This window comes from Methanobacterium formicicum DSM 3637 (genome assembly GCF_000302455.1).
Taxonomy (GTDB): domain Archaea; phylum Methanobacteriota; class Methanobacteria; order Methanobacteriales; family Methanobacteriaceae; genus Methanobacterium; species Methanobacterium formicicum_A.
Genome location: NZ_AMPO01000004.1, coordinates 103,229 through 117,568, shown reverse-complemented (window position 1 = coordinate 117,568; position 14,340 = coordinate 103,229). Strand labels below are relative to the sequence as shown.

The window sequence follows — 14,340 nt, the reverse complement described above, 5'->3', positions numbered from 1 at the left end:
TTAAGGGGGAGTATATGAATCTCAGCCAAGAAAAATCTATGAATTTCAGTCCAGAAATGGGTCAGAAAGATATCCTCACGGGTTTCATTGATACTCATATCCATACCAGTCCTGATGTTAAACCCAGATTGTTGAATGATTACGAGGTAGCCCTGGAAGCTCAGGAGAAAGGCATGGGGGCAATTGTACTTAAATCCCATGTGGAACCCACTGCCGGCCGGGCCTATATAACCCATAGAGTAACAGGGTTCCCTGTATGGGGTGGTGTAACCCTCAACCTCAGTGTAGGGGGATTAAACCCCGAAGCAGTGCTGAACACGGCTTTAATGGGTGGCAAAATAATATGGCTGCCTACTATTCATCACAAGGAAATAGATCTAGATCATGATGCTCTGGATGAAATCTTACATTTGGTGAAGGAGTATAACCTTATCCTAGCCACAGGTCATCTAGATTCAGATGAAATATTCCAGGTTATAGATCAGTGTCAAAGTTTGGGTGTAGAAAAGATCATGGTGAACCATCCCTTAACCCGGGTGGTGGGTGCATCTTTAGATGAACAGAAGGAAATGGCACGCCATGCCTACCTGGAACATTGCTGGGTGGCCACCATGCCACAACATGATAAACTTGACCCTAAAATCATGGCAGAGTCCATTAAAGAGGTGGGTGCCAAACACTGCATCCTGGCCACGGATTTTGGGCAGGAACACAACCCTAGGCCTGTAATGGGAATGCAGATGATGATCGCCAGCATGATCCAGCAGGGAATTTCATGGAAAGATGTAACCCGAATGTGCCATGATAACCCGAAAAAACTGTTAAATGATTAAAATGAATGAAATACGTCCTATAAAACTTATTTTTAAATACGAATCATTTAATGAAGGTTATTCATTCTCTCTAAAATGGGAAGATAAAGGTTTAATCATAAAACAATTATCTAAAAACCAAAGCCAAAATAGTAATCAAAACCAAAATCAAATCATAGAACACGATCAAAATCAGAATCATAATCAAAACCAAAGTATAAACCAGAGCCTAAATCATAACCAAAATGAACAGAAAATTATCCCCAGTAATGAAGAATGGGAAGATTTCTGGTATTATCTTGATGAAATAAAAATTTGGGACTGGTATGAAGACTACCGGGTCACCTGCAGGGATAGTTGCGTGGAAGATGATGAATGGGAAGTTGATATTGTTTTTGGTGACATAAAGGTTGAATCCCATGGTGCCAACAGTTACCCGCCAACATTTAGAGAATTCTTAAAAGCAATAGAAGAGTTAACTGGCATTCTCATTGAATTCATTCAACAGGACTGATCTAGTACGGTAAAAATTGATGATTTGATGGTTAATGCTAGATGTCTGGCACGTTAATGGTTGATGATCTGTTATTGTTCTTTTATAGTTACCGTGTAGTCTCCAGTAGATTTTGAATTTTCACATTTTATAAATACTTACTTTTTTTTTTATTGTAATGCCTGGGATGATAATATTAAATCCTAGGAATGTAGGGGTGTAACGTGTAGGGACTTCTAGATTTTATTGATTCCTTACTCTTGGGGTCATGTTATAACTTTAGCTCTTGATGGTTCCCGATTTATTATAATCAATACTAATCTATTTTAAGTATTACATCAATAGTTTAAGTAAGGTGTTATTAATGGTTAGTGTCACTAAAAAGTTTCAGGTAACGATTCCAAAAAACGTTAGAGAAGATCTTAAAATCCAATCTGGAGATAAAGTGGTCTTTGTAAAGAACAAAGAAGGTAATTGGGTGCTTATGACTGTCGCTGAATTAACTGATCGAATGATTGAATCATCATCTGATATCTCCAAAACCCAAGTTGAATCTAAAAAAGGGTTCAAACAGGGAGTGGCGGATAATCTTCAATTATTGGGTGATTAAATGAAGTTAGTTCTAGACACCAATGTATTTAACAGTAAAAACTTTTGTAACTGGTTGTTAAATTCGGAATTTGAAAAATATCTTCCGGCCATTGCTTATATGGAATATCTGTATCATCATCTAAAAAAGGGAAATACAGAATCAATGGTGAATGCATTTTTGGAACAAATGAATATTGTTGTGGCCCCTTTTGGAAAACATGATGCAGTTGAAGCTGCTAAAGCTTCTATTGGGCGATGGGATTTTAGTGAAAATGCCCATGACTATGCAATCGGTTCCACTGCAATTACCCTAAGTGCTACGCTGATTACTAATAATATTAAACATTTTCAGTGGATGGATAATGTTTTAACTCCTGATGAAGTCATGGATAGTTTTCAAAAAACCGTGTAGTTTTTAATAAAAAAGTATAGTTTTTAACAGGCATCACGGTTTTAACAAATAGTATGATTTATCATAATAATGGTAAAAAAATGATTAATTCCAGAGAATGCTCAATTTTTGGGAGTTAGTGTATATGTATTTATTGAAAAACACCTATTTTGGGAATTTTTCATTTAGGCCCTATTATTGGTTAATCAGTGTGTGAAAAAATCTCTTAATCTAAAAAATCTCTTAATCTAAAAAATCTCTTAATCTAAAAAATTTTGATTTCAATAAAATCTTCACAAAATAAAAATATTAATATTTACAAAATAACTTCAACATAATCTTAAATTATTATGGAGGAGAAGGGGTATGCCTAAAATTGAAATCGATCCAAAAATGTGCACCAAGTGCGGGACTTGTGTAACCAACTGTCCGGTGGGTATATTCCAGCAGGATGCTGATGATACCATACCCATGGTTGTGGATACAGATAACTGCATACTCTGTGGTATGTGTGTGGATAACTGTCCGGAAGATGCAGTGAAACACGAAAATTTCTAGATTGTTCTCCTTTTTCAAATTATCATTTTTTTTAAATTACTATATTTTAGATTATACCTTTAGATTACTATTTTTTTGAGATTGCTAACTTTGATTACTATATTTTAGATTGCTATCGGGTTAGTTAATAATCCCTTCATTGTTTAAAAAAAATCATAATTTTTTTTATCTAAACGATGTAATCAGTCCTTCCAGATCACAGGGTGAAATTTCATAGCTAGCCAGGTTATTTGTAATTATAACCTTACATCTGTTTCTACCTGTGGAAGGGTCTTTATTGAAACTGATTACCATTCTATCTTCCATAACCTTAATCTGGTTCACATCGTTACTGGAAATATCGAATGATTCTTCTGTGCCGTTTTGATACTGTACACTTAACATACCCACATCCATACTATCACCTCTTACTGGGAACTATTTCTTGTATATCTTTATCTTTTTTTCCTTGTTTCCCAATATTCTCTTTCCCTTTCTTACAATCTCTGTTTATACTTTAATTCTTTAAATGTAATCTTGAAAGTGGTTCCATGGTTTCTATCAAGCTCAAGGGTACCATCAATCTGCTTAGTTAAGCTGTTCACCAGTTCCAGTCCAAGAGTCCTTGTATTTCTAAAGTCAAAGTCAGCGGGTAGTCCTATACCGTTATCCTGCACTGTTAAAATATAGTTCCATTCCTGTTCATTATCCTGATATTTTTTAAGGGAAACTCTTATTTCTCCACTTTTTCCCTCAGGGAATGCGTATTTCAGGCTGTTGGAGAATAATTCGCTTATGATCAATCCACAGGGAATTGCAGTTTCCATATTCAGGTCAATGTCTTCTACATCCACCCGTAACTTAATCTGTTCCATTTTGGTGTCGTAGGAATAAAATAAATTCGATATCAACCTTTTAATGTAATCTTCAAATTTGATGTGGGTGAAATCCTTGGACTGGTACAGTTTCTCATGGATCATGGCCATGGACTTAACCCTGTTTTGACTTTCCTTCAAAACATCCTGAGCAACTTCCTCATCCTCAGTCAGGTGCTGGCTTTGCAGACTGAGTAAACTGGATATGATCTGCATGTTATTTTTCACCCGGTGGTGTATTTCCTTAATCAGGATCTCCTTCTCATTCACCGATGATTTCAGGTTGTCAATGGCTTTTTTTCTTTCAGTTATATCGGTGGCAATTACTAAGATGGAATTAATTCCCCCATCTTTCTTAATGGGGACTAGTTGCGATTGAACCCAGCTATATTCCCCTTTTTTGTTAATCAACTTGTACTGGAATGGTTTAACAGTATCTCCTTTTAGAGCCTGTGAAAATTTTTCCCTCTGAAAACTGACATCTACCTTTGGAAATAGGCCCAGTTCAAGTAATTTCTTACCAATTAATTTCTCTGGAGCTATACCAATAAATTCCGCAGTAACACTGTTAACATCCAGTATAACTCCTTCTAAATTTAAAAGCATGGTGTAATTTGGATTGGATTCAAAAAGAGTGTGATATTTCTCCTCATTATCTTTGAGTGCTTTTTCTGTATTTTTACGGCGGGTGATATCCATTAACATCCCTGAAATAATATCACCTGTCAAATTAGCACTTATCAACATGTTAATAATGTTCCCTGAATTGGAAACCATTTCTAATTCATATTGATTTAATTTACCTTCCTTTTTAAGTTTATAAATAAATTTATTCCTTGTTTCAGGATTTTTATATAATGCAGTGGTTTTTCTGGTCTGGAAATCTTCCACACTTTCAAATTCAAATATTTTAGCCAGAGATTCATTGGCAAATAGGATATTCCCCTCCAAGTTGGTTTTGTAAATCCCAACCAGGGAGTTATCCACCAGGTCACGGTAACTTTTTTCGCTTAATACCAGGGCTTTTTCAGTAAGTAACTGACGAAAAACCACCATTAAAATAATGATTCCCACCCCTGCTTTGATTAATATTAGGTGTGGCTGCGGTTGGATATTATTGGCCCAAAACAGTAAAACAAACGCAATTAATACACAGAAAAGGGGTAATGATGTGATAAAACTTGAGCGTTTTGCAAGGGGTAAAAATTTAATGTATTTATAAAAATCGTATTTTTCACCACTGGTGTGTAAAAAGGAGGCTAAACCCACCAACAGCATTCCTATTATCCATCCCGTATCCAGTAAACCTCCTGAAATATAGGTTCCCTGCAGGTTTTGATAGGAGTAGATGCAATCACTTATAATCAGGGCAATAATTCCCAGTCCCAGAAGCAGCATGGTACTGTAATATTCTTCTTTGAACTTGCTGTAGATTAATCTCATCATGGCAAATAGAAGAATAAAATCACCAATAACGTAGGTTATGGATATTATCATGGCCAAAAAATCTTCCCGGCTGGAGATATTGGGTTCTATAAGGAAAATCCATAAAATAAGGCCAACAGTTAGTATCATGATTCCCATTTCCAGGATGATTTTCAACTCTTCCAAACGGTTGAAATGCTCCCTGGGGAAAAAGTAAACTCCCATAACAAAAAAAGGATAAAATAAGAGGTAAAAAATGTCAGCTAATGATGGAAAGGGGTTCTGATTGTAACCAAGTTCTAGCACGCCCCATATCACATCCCCTATGGCGTAACATAAAATAGCAACTCCTAGGAGTGTCCAGGCAATTTGCATATGTGTACCCTGTTTACTGGAGCGGTATGCAGCATAAAATAAACTGCTAATCACCAGTATTTCAATTAATGGGCTGCTCAGATCACTGAAAATGGTTTTAAGGGTAGATTGGTCCTGTATGAGTAATGAAATTATTATAAAACTAATTACTATAATAATTGTCACATAAGATGCTTTTTTAAAGGATAACGGAGGATTATTCATTTTAACACCTTAAAAGTATCATATGTGGCTATTTTTATGGATTATTCTTTAATGGGTTCAATCCTCTGTTTATTTCAAGTTCCAGTGGAGATATTTTTTCCTTGGGCTAGAACACAGGTACTATTGACTGGTATTGATACATTCACCATTTTTATCTTTGATTTTAATATGGTGATTATATTTAATATAGATTACAAACATGAATAATCCGAAAAAACATCCTTATTATTCTTGAAAACAGTTTAATGTAGGTTTTTAGGACAGGAGTCTCTTGGGTCAGTTGACAAAATCAGTGCAGTATAAAAATCAGTTATTATACAATTATTCTTTTAAAAAAAGAGGAATTAGTTTAAAAAGGATTGATATTCATTTAAATATCAATCCTGGGCTTATATTTGGGATTTAATAAGTGATGGGTCAATTATTTAGTGGGTTGATTTTAACCGGGTTGAAAGTGGAGAACTCTGTAACAGGTCATCAGATCCTCCTTCTTTCAACATCAACCGCATGTCAACTGCCATTGCTCCGTCTCCTTCATTGAAAACCATTAATGGGTTGATTTCAAACTCGTTGATCTCAGGGAAATCAGTAACCAGCTGTGAGATCCGGAGTATTATGTCCGCAATGGAATCCACATCCTTGGGCTTATCTCCACGGGCGCCTTCCAGAAGTTCATGAGTTTTGATCTGCCTTATCATATCCTTGGCTTCCCCTTCATTTACCGGGGCGATGGCAAATTTAACATCCTCCAGGACTTCCACGTATATACCACCCAGTCCAAACATGAGCATGGAACCAAAGGTAGGGTCCTGCACCATACCAATGATAACTTCAGTACCACCGGATAACATTTTCTGTAACTGAACACCTTCCAGATCCGCTTCTGGCTCTTTTAATGGTATGTTCTCCATCATATCATCATAAGCAGCTTTAACTTCCTCAGCACTGGTGAGGTTGAGTTTGATTCCACCCACATCTGATTTGTGTGAAATTTGTGGGGAAACGATCTTCATAACCAGGGGATATCCTATTTCCTCAGCAGCTTTCACAGTTTCCTCCGCGGTTTTGGTGATGGCAGTGCCGACTGTGGGTATTCCGTATGCTTTTAAGATGTCCAGTGATTCCAGACCCAGGGTGTGCATACCCTTTTCCCTGGCGTTTTCTATGATGTTTTTAACCAGATTTTTATCAACATCAAATTCTGGAGATTTAGGATATTCCTGTTCCCGAATAACGGTGTAATCATACAGGGTTTTCAGGCTTTTAACCGCCCTTTTGGGGTAAAGGTAGTTGGGCACCTGTTTAGCTGCCAGGAGTTTTTCAGCCCCTTCAAAACGAGTTCCTCCAAAGAAACTGCACAGGATTGGTTTTTCGGTTTTACTGGCGTGGTCTATGGCAACCTGGGCAATTCCCTCAGGGTCCGTGACTGACTGGGGTGTTACCAGGTAGATAACTCCATCCACATTGGGATCTGCCAGTACAGTGTCCAGGGTGAAGGCGTACCTTTCAGGGCTGGCGTCCCCCAGGACATCTACTGGATTTTTAACACTGGCAGTAGCGGGTAATCCTTCGTTTAGTTTTTCTTTGGTTTCTGTGGTGAGTTCGGCAATTTCCAGACCTGCTTTTATGGCAGCGTCCGTGGTCATAATTGCTGGACCACCAGCATTGGTGATTATGGCTATTTTGTTCCCTTTGGGGAGGGGTGACAAGGCCAGGGCACTACTGTAGTCCATCATTTCGTCCAGTGAATTCACACGTATGATTCCGCACTGGGAGAATGCTGCTTCATAGGCTGAATCTGATCCAGCAATGGTACCGGTGTGGGATGAAACTGCTTCTGATCCCTTGGATGTTGTACCAGACTTGATAACCAGAACTGGTTTTTTCTTTGAAGCTTCTCTACATGCATCTATAAATCCGGGTCCGTCTACAATACCTTCCAGGTAGGCGGTTATAACCTCGGTGTTTTCATCTTCCATGAAATCCTTCATACAATCATTTTCATTGATCACGGCCTTATTTCCCAGGCTCACGATCCTGGAAAATCCTATATTCTTCTTATCAGCGTAATCCAGGATAGCAGCCATGATGGCTCCAGATTGGGTCATGAATGATATTTTCCCTTTATGGGCAATATCAGAAGAGAATGATGCATTCATATCATTGTAGGTGTCCATTATGCCCAGACAGTTGGGGCCCACCAGTTTAATATTGTATTTTTTGCATATTTCCACCAGCTGGTTTTCCAGTCTGGCTCCTTCTGTGTCAACCTCTTTAAATCCTGCTGAGATCACAACGATGTTCTTTATTCCAGTTTCTCCACAATCTTCAACTGTGGCCGGGATCAGGTGTGATGGTATTACTATAACTGCCAGGTCTACATGTCCATATTCTTTTATGGATTTATAGGCCTTGAGTCCCAGTACTTCACCACCTTTGGGGTTAATTGGGACTATTTTACCTTTATAATAATTAAGGAGGGATGTCATTAAGTCATAACCAATTTTACCCTTTGTTTCGGATGCACCTATTACTGCAACTGATTTAGCATTAAACATATCAAGCATGTTATCACCTATTATATCTTTACTAATTATCTGCTCCCCTATTTATTATATTCGGATAAATCTGATGATTTATAGCAAAATAACTATGATTAAAGTACTTACTTACTTAACACTCATTATTAACCCTTTATTTTGGAATCTGATTTAAAACAATTTTATTTATTGTGAAATTAATCTGCAACTATTTTCACATATTGGGTGGAAAATGCAAGTTCGAAAATAAATATTCACCTATGATGAATTTATTTCATAGTGATTTATCAGAATGTGAGATGAGATTAACTTCAGGAATATTTTTTTACAGGTTGGGCTCATTCTTACAGATTCTCATCACTCTTAAAAGAAAACCTATTACTCTTAAAAGAAAAAATAAAGTTTTTTAAAGGAGTTATTATATAAATATAACTGAAATAGGGGTTTCTGAAGATTTGTATTTTAAGTTATTAATTCAAGTAGCAATTTGTAGATTAACCGATCTAAGGAAACTGGGGGTTTAACCATTAAAAAATTTAAATACACCCTACTCATTGGAATTATACTACTTTTGACTCTCAGTGTGACTATTTACGGATTTGACCTGCGGGAAGTTAATAAAACTACTTGCAACGCCAATTTCGAACCAGTGAATGTCTTGATTTATGATGGAGAAGCCACATCTACCGATAGTGTGGATGGGTTAGAATACTGTCTGGAGCAAGCACAAAAGAACGATCCTAATCTTAAATTTAATTACACCACCACTGATGTTATCAATTCGGAAGTTTTATCAGGTCAGGATGTTTTAGTCATATCTGGGGGCGATATCCAACTTCTCTTTAATGATCCATCGGTAAATTCAGAGGATATAAAAAAATTTGTAGAATCTGGAAATGGTTACATGGGAATATGTGCTGGTGCCTATGCTGCTTCCAACTACAATGGAGAATATGGTTCTGGTTGGGGAATTTCACCCAATGTAGGCTGCAATTACACCTATGCAGATGGTTTCGTGCCCATCACCATTACCAGTTATGGTGTTAACACCCTCAAATATTCTGCTGGAAAAATTGATCCCTGTGCATTCATCTCCAGCACGACCGACACATTTACTTTACTCTCTTTCACGGTTTCCAACACCCCCGGACTATACAAAAATGGTAATTACACTCCTATAGCTATTTATGCGGAAAATAATACGGTTTTATCAAGTTATGCTGCAATTTTGGATGATAAGCGTGGTTCCGGTAGGATCATTCTCTCTGGTCCCCATCCTGAACTGGATCCAGCTAAACCCGAACTGGTTGCCAGGATGGTGCTGTGGGCTTCCAAAAGGATTTAAATACGTTAAGATCATCCTTTTTAGGATCCAAATTACAAAAAAAATAAGGATTTAGTTTTCAAAGGTTATTAGTAAATATTATTCTGCGCCTCCGGTCATCATGGTAATAATACCGCCAAGTAGCATTACAATAATTGCAAACCAGATTAGGTACCAAGTGAACACCGGGAATATCAGGAAAAGAATTAAGATTATAATTGCAAATCCAACCATTGATCCCCCAGTTGCTTGTTGTTTTTCAACCATTTTTTCACCTCCCCTTTAGATGAATAATCTATACTATAATTTCTTTTTTTAAATATAAGTCTTTTATGGCATAGATTACTGTATTTTAATTGTTAAGGACATTTTATGCAATACTCTACAAAAATAAACAAAGTAAGATAAAATCTAAAAAGACAATACCCTTTATAAACAGGAATACCATTTAATTTATTTATTAAATACAAAAGGTAATGTTAGGAACGTCATCAAGTTCATTCTAGCCTTGTACCATGGATAATTTTTGGACTAATAGTTGGACAATCATTTTTCAGTCTGGAAACAGCTATAATCATATCCTTGGCTATGTCAATTATATCTCCCCTAATTGATTTTTTTATTATAATTGGTCTAATTCATAAGAAAATGTATATATAGAAAATAATAGCATAGTTTACTATGGTGATGGAGTTCACCTTCAACCGCTTATTTTTTAAGCTGATGACTCCTGTTAAATTAAGGAGGAGGCTGTATTGTCTGATCAAATCATTGAAAAGATTTTAATTCCTACAAATGGTTCTGAATATGCAAATAAAGCTGTAAAACATGCACTATGGCTTGCCAGTGCAAGTGGTGCAGAGATTATTGCTTTAAACGTGATTGATACTTCTTCATTAGTTGCTTTACCAGAAGAGCACATAAGAGTGCAAACTTTAAAACTGCTTAAAGAAGAGGGAAATAAAGCACTTATAAAGATATCTGACCTGTTGGAAACTGAAGGAGATAATCAGAAAAAAATTAAACTGACCACTCTTATTAAAGAAGGTTCTCCTACAGATGTAATAGTTAAAACTGTTGAAGAAGAAAGTATAGGCTTAATCACGATTGGTACTTCTGGAAAACAGGGAATTAATAGATTTGTACTGGGGAGCCTGGCTGAAAACGTGGTTAAGGCAGTATCTTGTCCAGTTCTGGTTGTTCATTAAAAAGGGCCGAATGGATTTTAAAAACCATTACAACTCTAAAATTTAGAGAACTGGATCTATAATGAACTATTTTGGGTGGTGCATTAGAATTTTAAACCAAGCTTTAAAGTTTGTGCATGCTAGGGAACATGTAGAAGGTGGATTTACACTTTACAGTGGTATTCCTGACACTAAAAATACTTATTATGGATTGAAAATCCTTCACATGTTCAATGATGAACCTAATAATAGAGAAGATACCATAAACTGGATCCAAAAATTGCAGAAAGACAAAATGTACGGTATTCAGGGAGTATTTTACCGGGTTAACATTTTAAATATTTTCAATGAAGAAATCACGGTTCCAAATTCTTACCTTAAACAACTAAGTTCTAAAAGCGATTTTGCTAATTTAGAGGTGGCATATTATCACACAGTCATATTCCATATCTTAAAGTTAGATAATTTTGAAAATGTCATAGAATGGATAATATCTCATCAAAATGAGGATGGTGGATTTGGATTAGGCCGATCGGATATTCTATCCACTTATTATGCCCTTGAATCATTAAACTTCATAGACCCATCACTAATTAAAAATGATAAGCAGATTATGGGATTTATCCAGGAATGCCTGACTGGCGAGGGTGGTTTCACATTTATACCGGGCATATACCCACCTTATCTGGAACCAACACATGCTGGAATGAAAATCTGCGAAATATTGAATAAAGAACCCATTGATCCAGATATAACAGTTAAATTTATCTTAAATCTTCAAAATCATAATGGAGGATTTCGTAGATCCAAATATATGGGAATTTCAGAGTTAGAATATACATTTAAATCTTTACATGTCTTAAAAATGTGTTCGAAGGTATGATATTCACATGATTAAATTATTCAGGTGAAATAAGCATGGGGAGTGTGTTTTATGAGCAGTGTTATTGAAAATATCGGAATCAGGAAAATTTTAGATAGCAGGGGAAACGCAACAGTAGAAATAGATATAACAACTGGAAATGGTTTTGGTAGAGCTGCGGCTCCCAGTGGGGCGAGTACGGGGGCCATGGAAGTAGTGGCGTTTCCGGAAGAAGGTATTGATAGTGTAATAGGCACGTTCAATGAACGGGTTAAAGGGGACCTTGTTGGGGTAAGTGCAGATGAAACAGTCCTTATTGATGATATTCTGAAGGAAATTGACGGTACTGATAACCTGTCATCTTTAGGGGGTAATGTAACTGTAGCAATTTCTCTAGCAGCAGCAAAAGCAGCAGCTTCATCCTTCAATATGCCATTATATCAGTTTTTAGGGGGCAATCTCAAGAATGAAATTCCTTATCCCCTTGGAAACATGATAAACGGAGGAGCACACGCTGGGAAGAACGCACCGGATATACAGGAATTCCTGGTTGTTCCAGTGGGTGCTAAAAACATCACTGAAGCAGTTTTTGCCAATTCCAGTGTTCACAAAAAAATTGGAGAACTAATAAAGGTAAAAGATGGTCAATTTACCGGTGGAAAGGGTGATGAAGGTGGATGGGCACCTAACCTTTCAAACTACGAGGCATTGGAGATTCAATCACGAGCCTGTGAAGAAATTTCCGATGAAACCGGTATCAAAGTAAGACCATCACTTGATTTAGCACCCAGTGAATTATGGGATGGTTCAAAATATATTTACGGACGGGAAGGAGTCAACAGAGATACTGGTGAACAGATAGATTTCGTGGAAGAAATAATTGACACCTACAAAATGTTCTTTGTTGAAGATCCATTACGAGAAGGGGATTTCGATGGATTTTCCCAACTAACAAAGAGGGTTGGTGATGGGTGTATTATCTGTGGTGATGATATTTTCGTTACCAATGCAGAGATTCTTTCCAGGGGAATAGAAAAAAAGGCTGCCAACGCAATTATCATCAAACCTAACCAGATAGGCACATTAAGCGGCACCTACCAAACAGTGAAACTTGCCAAGGATAACAATTACATCCCAGTAGTATCACACCGCTCTGGTGAAACCACCGATGAAACCATAGCCCATTTAGCCGTTGCATTCGGAGCACCACTCATCAAAACCGGAGCTATTGGTGGTGAGAGAATTGCAAAACTCAACGAACTCATCAGAATCCAGGAAGAAATGCCCAGTTCAGTCATGGCCAAATTAAAATGAATTATATTAGTGAATTATCTGGAAAAGAGTGATTCTTGGGGGAGGAACAAATTTTGAACCTGTGGAAGGACATAAAAAATCAACCACCACACGCTCCAAAGGTGGTATACGCAGTTATTGAAACTCCAAAAGGTTCATGGAATAAATATGTGTATGAAACCTCAAAAGAAACATTTTGCCTGGGACAAGTTTCCCCATTGTGTTATCCTGCTGATTATGGTATAATACCCCAGGCACTTGGAGATAACGGGAATCCTCTCAATATGTTGGTTTTAACTCATCAACCCACATTCTCGGGTTGTTTGATAAAAACGAAGCCCATAGGTATCATAAAAATGAGAGATGATGAGGGGAAGGATGAGAAAATTATAGGGGTCCCGGTAAATGATCCATCTTCTGAAGACATTCAGGATATTAAAGATCTCCCCAAATCTCTCCTTGAAGAAATCACTCACTTTTTCAGGGAATATGCGAAGAACCAAAATATCAACACGGAAATAGTAGGATGGGAAAATAGAAAAGAAGCAGTTAGAATAATAGAACGTTCTATGGATTGTTACAATGATATGTTAAGTATTAAATCCCTTTTCTTACTGGATTAAGGGTGTTATGGGTAATTATAAAGGTTTCAGTGAAATTAAAGGTAAATTTCAAGGTTTTAGTATATTTAAAGTTTCAGTACATTTTAAGGTTTTACTAAACTCCAAGGAGGAATGAATTATGAATTTATGGAAAGACATACCCACCGGACCATCAGTCCCACAAGTAGTTTATGCGGTAATTGAGATCCCAAAAGGATCACGGAATAAATACGAATACGACAAGGATAAAGAGGCATTTGCACTGGACCGGGTGTTATATTCACCAATACACTACCCTGCAGAATACGGAATTATCCCCAAAACTCTCTGGGATGATGGAGATCCCATGGATATATTGGTGGTTATGGAACAACCCACATTCCCCGGATGCGTTATAGAAACCCGGATAATTGGTGTAATGAAAATGATCGATGGTGGAGAAAGTGATGATAAAATATTGGGAGTACCAGTGAACGATCCCAAATTTAAAGATGTTCAGGACATTTCTGATATGCCCAAACCATTTTTAGATGAAATTTCACACTTTTTCACAGAATACAAACGATTAGAAAAGAAAACAACCGAAGTTTTAGGATGGGAAAATGCTGAAAAAGCATTTGAAGCTTTAGAACATTCTATGGAGTTGTACCAGAAGATGTGAGTGTAAAAGAGTGTGTTTCATGGGGGAGTGTGTTCTATGGGTGTATCCTATGGGCGTATACTCTATGGATGCATACCCCATTCCATATGCTCTTTATAACACATGTTCCACTTTTTTTTAAAAGATATTTTTAGTTTTAGAAGATCTTTTTTTAGCAATTTCATTATT

Annotated in this window: 15 protein-coding genes and 1 riboswitch; of the genes, 11 read left to right on the top strand and 4 right to left on the bottom strand. The window is 36.9% G+C overall.

Annotated features, from left to right (window positions below):
* The first annotated feature begins 14 nt into the window (after nt 1–14).
* The 5 genes from A994_RS05940 to A994_RS05920 all read left to right on the top strand — a co-directional run bounded on the left by A994_RS05940 (nt 15) and on the right by A994_RS05920 (nt 2,845).
* Nucleotides 15–833, top strand: coding sequence for a DUF6282 family protein (locus A994_RS05940; protein WP_004030451.1), 819 nt, complete (start codon nt 15–17; stop codon nt 831–833).
* Nucleotide 834: 1 nt separating this feature from the next.
* Nucleotides 835–1,326, top strand: coding sequence for a hypothetical protein (locus A994_RS13380; protein WP_192812699.1), 492 nt, complete (start codon nt 835–837; stop codon nt 1,324–1,326).
* A gap of 343 nt (nt 1,327–1,669) precedes the next feature.
* Entirely contained in the window at nt 1,670–1,915 is a 246-nt protein-coding gene (locus tag A994_RS05930) for an AbrB/MazE/SpoVT family DNA-binding domain-containing protein (RefSeq protein WP_004030447.1), read from the top strand.
* Entirely contained in the window at nt 1,916–2,308 is a 393-nt protein-coding gene (locus A994_RS05925) for a type II toxin-antitoxin system VapC family toxin (protein WP_004030446.1), read from the top strand. It abuts the gene before it with no gap.
* Between the two features lie 345 nt (nt 2,309–2,653).
* On the top strand, nt 2,654–2,845 hold the full coding sequence (locus A994_RS05920; protein WP_004030445.1) for a 4Fe-4S binding protein: 192 nt from the start codon (nt 2,654–2,656) through the stop codon (nt 2,843–2,845).
* A 165-nt stretch (nt 2,846–3,010) separates the two neighbouring features.
* On the opposite strand, the gene A994_RS05915 is transcribed toward A994_RS05920, so the two are convergent.
* The 3 genes from A994_RS05915 to acs all read right to left on the bottom strand — a co-directional run bounded on the left by A994_RS05915 (nt 3,011) and on the right by acs (nt 8,270).
* Complete coding sequence (locus A994_RS05915) at nt 3,011–3,241, bottom strand: hypothetical protein (protein WP_004030444.1); 231 nt, start codon at nt 3,239–3,241, stop codon at nt 3,011–3,013.
* A gap of 80 nt (nt 3,242–3,321) precedes the next feature.
* Entirely contained in the window at nt 3,322–5,703 is a 2,382-nt protein-coding gene (locus A994_RS05910) for a PAS domain-containing sensor histidine kinase (RefSeq protein WP_004030443.1), read from the bottom strand.
* Between the two features lie 425 nt (nt 5,704–6,128).
* Nucleotides 6,129–8,270 carry an acetate--CoA ligase alpha subunit gene (gene acs, locus A994_RS05900; RefSeq protein WP_004030442.1) on the bottom strand — a complete coding sequence of 714 codons (2,142 nt, stop codon included), beginning with the start codon at nt 8,268–8,270 and terminating at the stop codon, nt 6,129–6,131.
* Nucleotides 8,271–8,814: 544 nt separating this feature from the next.
* Between acs and A994_RS05895 the strand changes: the two genes are divergently transcribed.
* Nucleotides 8,815–9,588 (top strand): BPL-N domain-containing protein, encoded by a 774-nt coding sequence (locus tag A994_RS05895; RefSeq protein WP_004030441.1) that lies wholly within the window; start codon nt 8,815–8,817, stop codon nt 9,586–9,588.
* 78 nt (nt 9,589–9,666) lie between these two features.
* On the opposite strand, the gene A994_RS13375 is transcribed toward A994_RS05895, so the two are convergent.
* Complete coding sequence (locus A994_RS13375; RefSeq protein ID WP_004030440.1) at nt 9,667–9,834, bottom strand: hypothetical protein; 168 nt, start codon at nt 9,832–9,834, stop codon at nt 9,667–9,669.
* Nucleotides 9,835–10,241: 407 nt separating this feature from the next.
* Nucleotides 10,242–10,307, top strand: a riboswitch (Fluoride riboswitch).
* A 15-nt stretch (nt 10,308–10,322) separates the two neighbouring features.
* Here A994_RS13375 and A994_RS05890 point away from each other — a divergent pair.
* The 5 genes from A994_RS05890 (at nt 10,323) to A994_RS05870 (ending at nt 14,172) form a co-directional block, all read left to right on the top strand.
* Entirely contained in the window at nt 10,323–10,775 is a 453-nt protein-coding gene (locus A994_RS05890) for a universal stress protein (protein ID WP_004030439.1), read from the top strand.
* A 61-nt stretch (nt 10,776–10,836) separates the two neighbouring features.
* Complete coding sequence (locus A994_RS12875) at nt 10,837–11,637, top strand: prenyltransferase/squalene oxidase repeat-containing protein (RefSeq protein WP_004030438.1); 801 nt, start codon at nt 10,837–10,839, stop codon at nt 11,635–11,637.
* Nucleotides 11,638–11,688: 51 nt separating this feature from the next.
* Nucleotides 11,689–12,930, top strand: a complete 1,242-nt coding sequence (gene eno / locus A994_RS05880) for a phosphopyruvate hydratase (RefSeq protein WP_004030437.1) — start codon at nt 11,689–11,691, stop codon at nt 12,928–12,930.
* Between the two features lie 53 nt (nt 12,931–12,983).
* Complete coding sequence (locus A994_RS05875; protein WP_004030436.1) at nt 12,984–13,532, top strand: inorganic diphosphatase; 549 nt, start codon at nt 12,984–12,986, stop codon at nt 13,530–13,532.
* A gap of 118 nt (nt 13,533–13,650) precedes the next feature.
* Complete coding sequence (locus A994_RS05870) at nt 13,651–14,172, top strand: inorganic diphosphatase (protein WP_004030435.1); 522 nt, start codon at nt 13,651–13,653, stop codon at nt 14,170–14,172.
* The last annotated feature ends 168 nt before the right edge of the window (nt 14,173–14,340 follow it).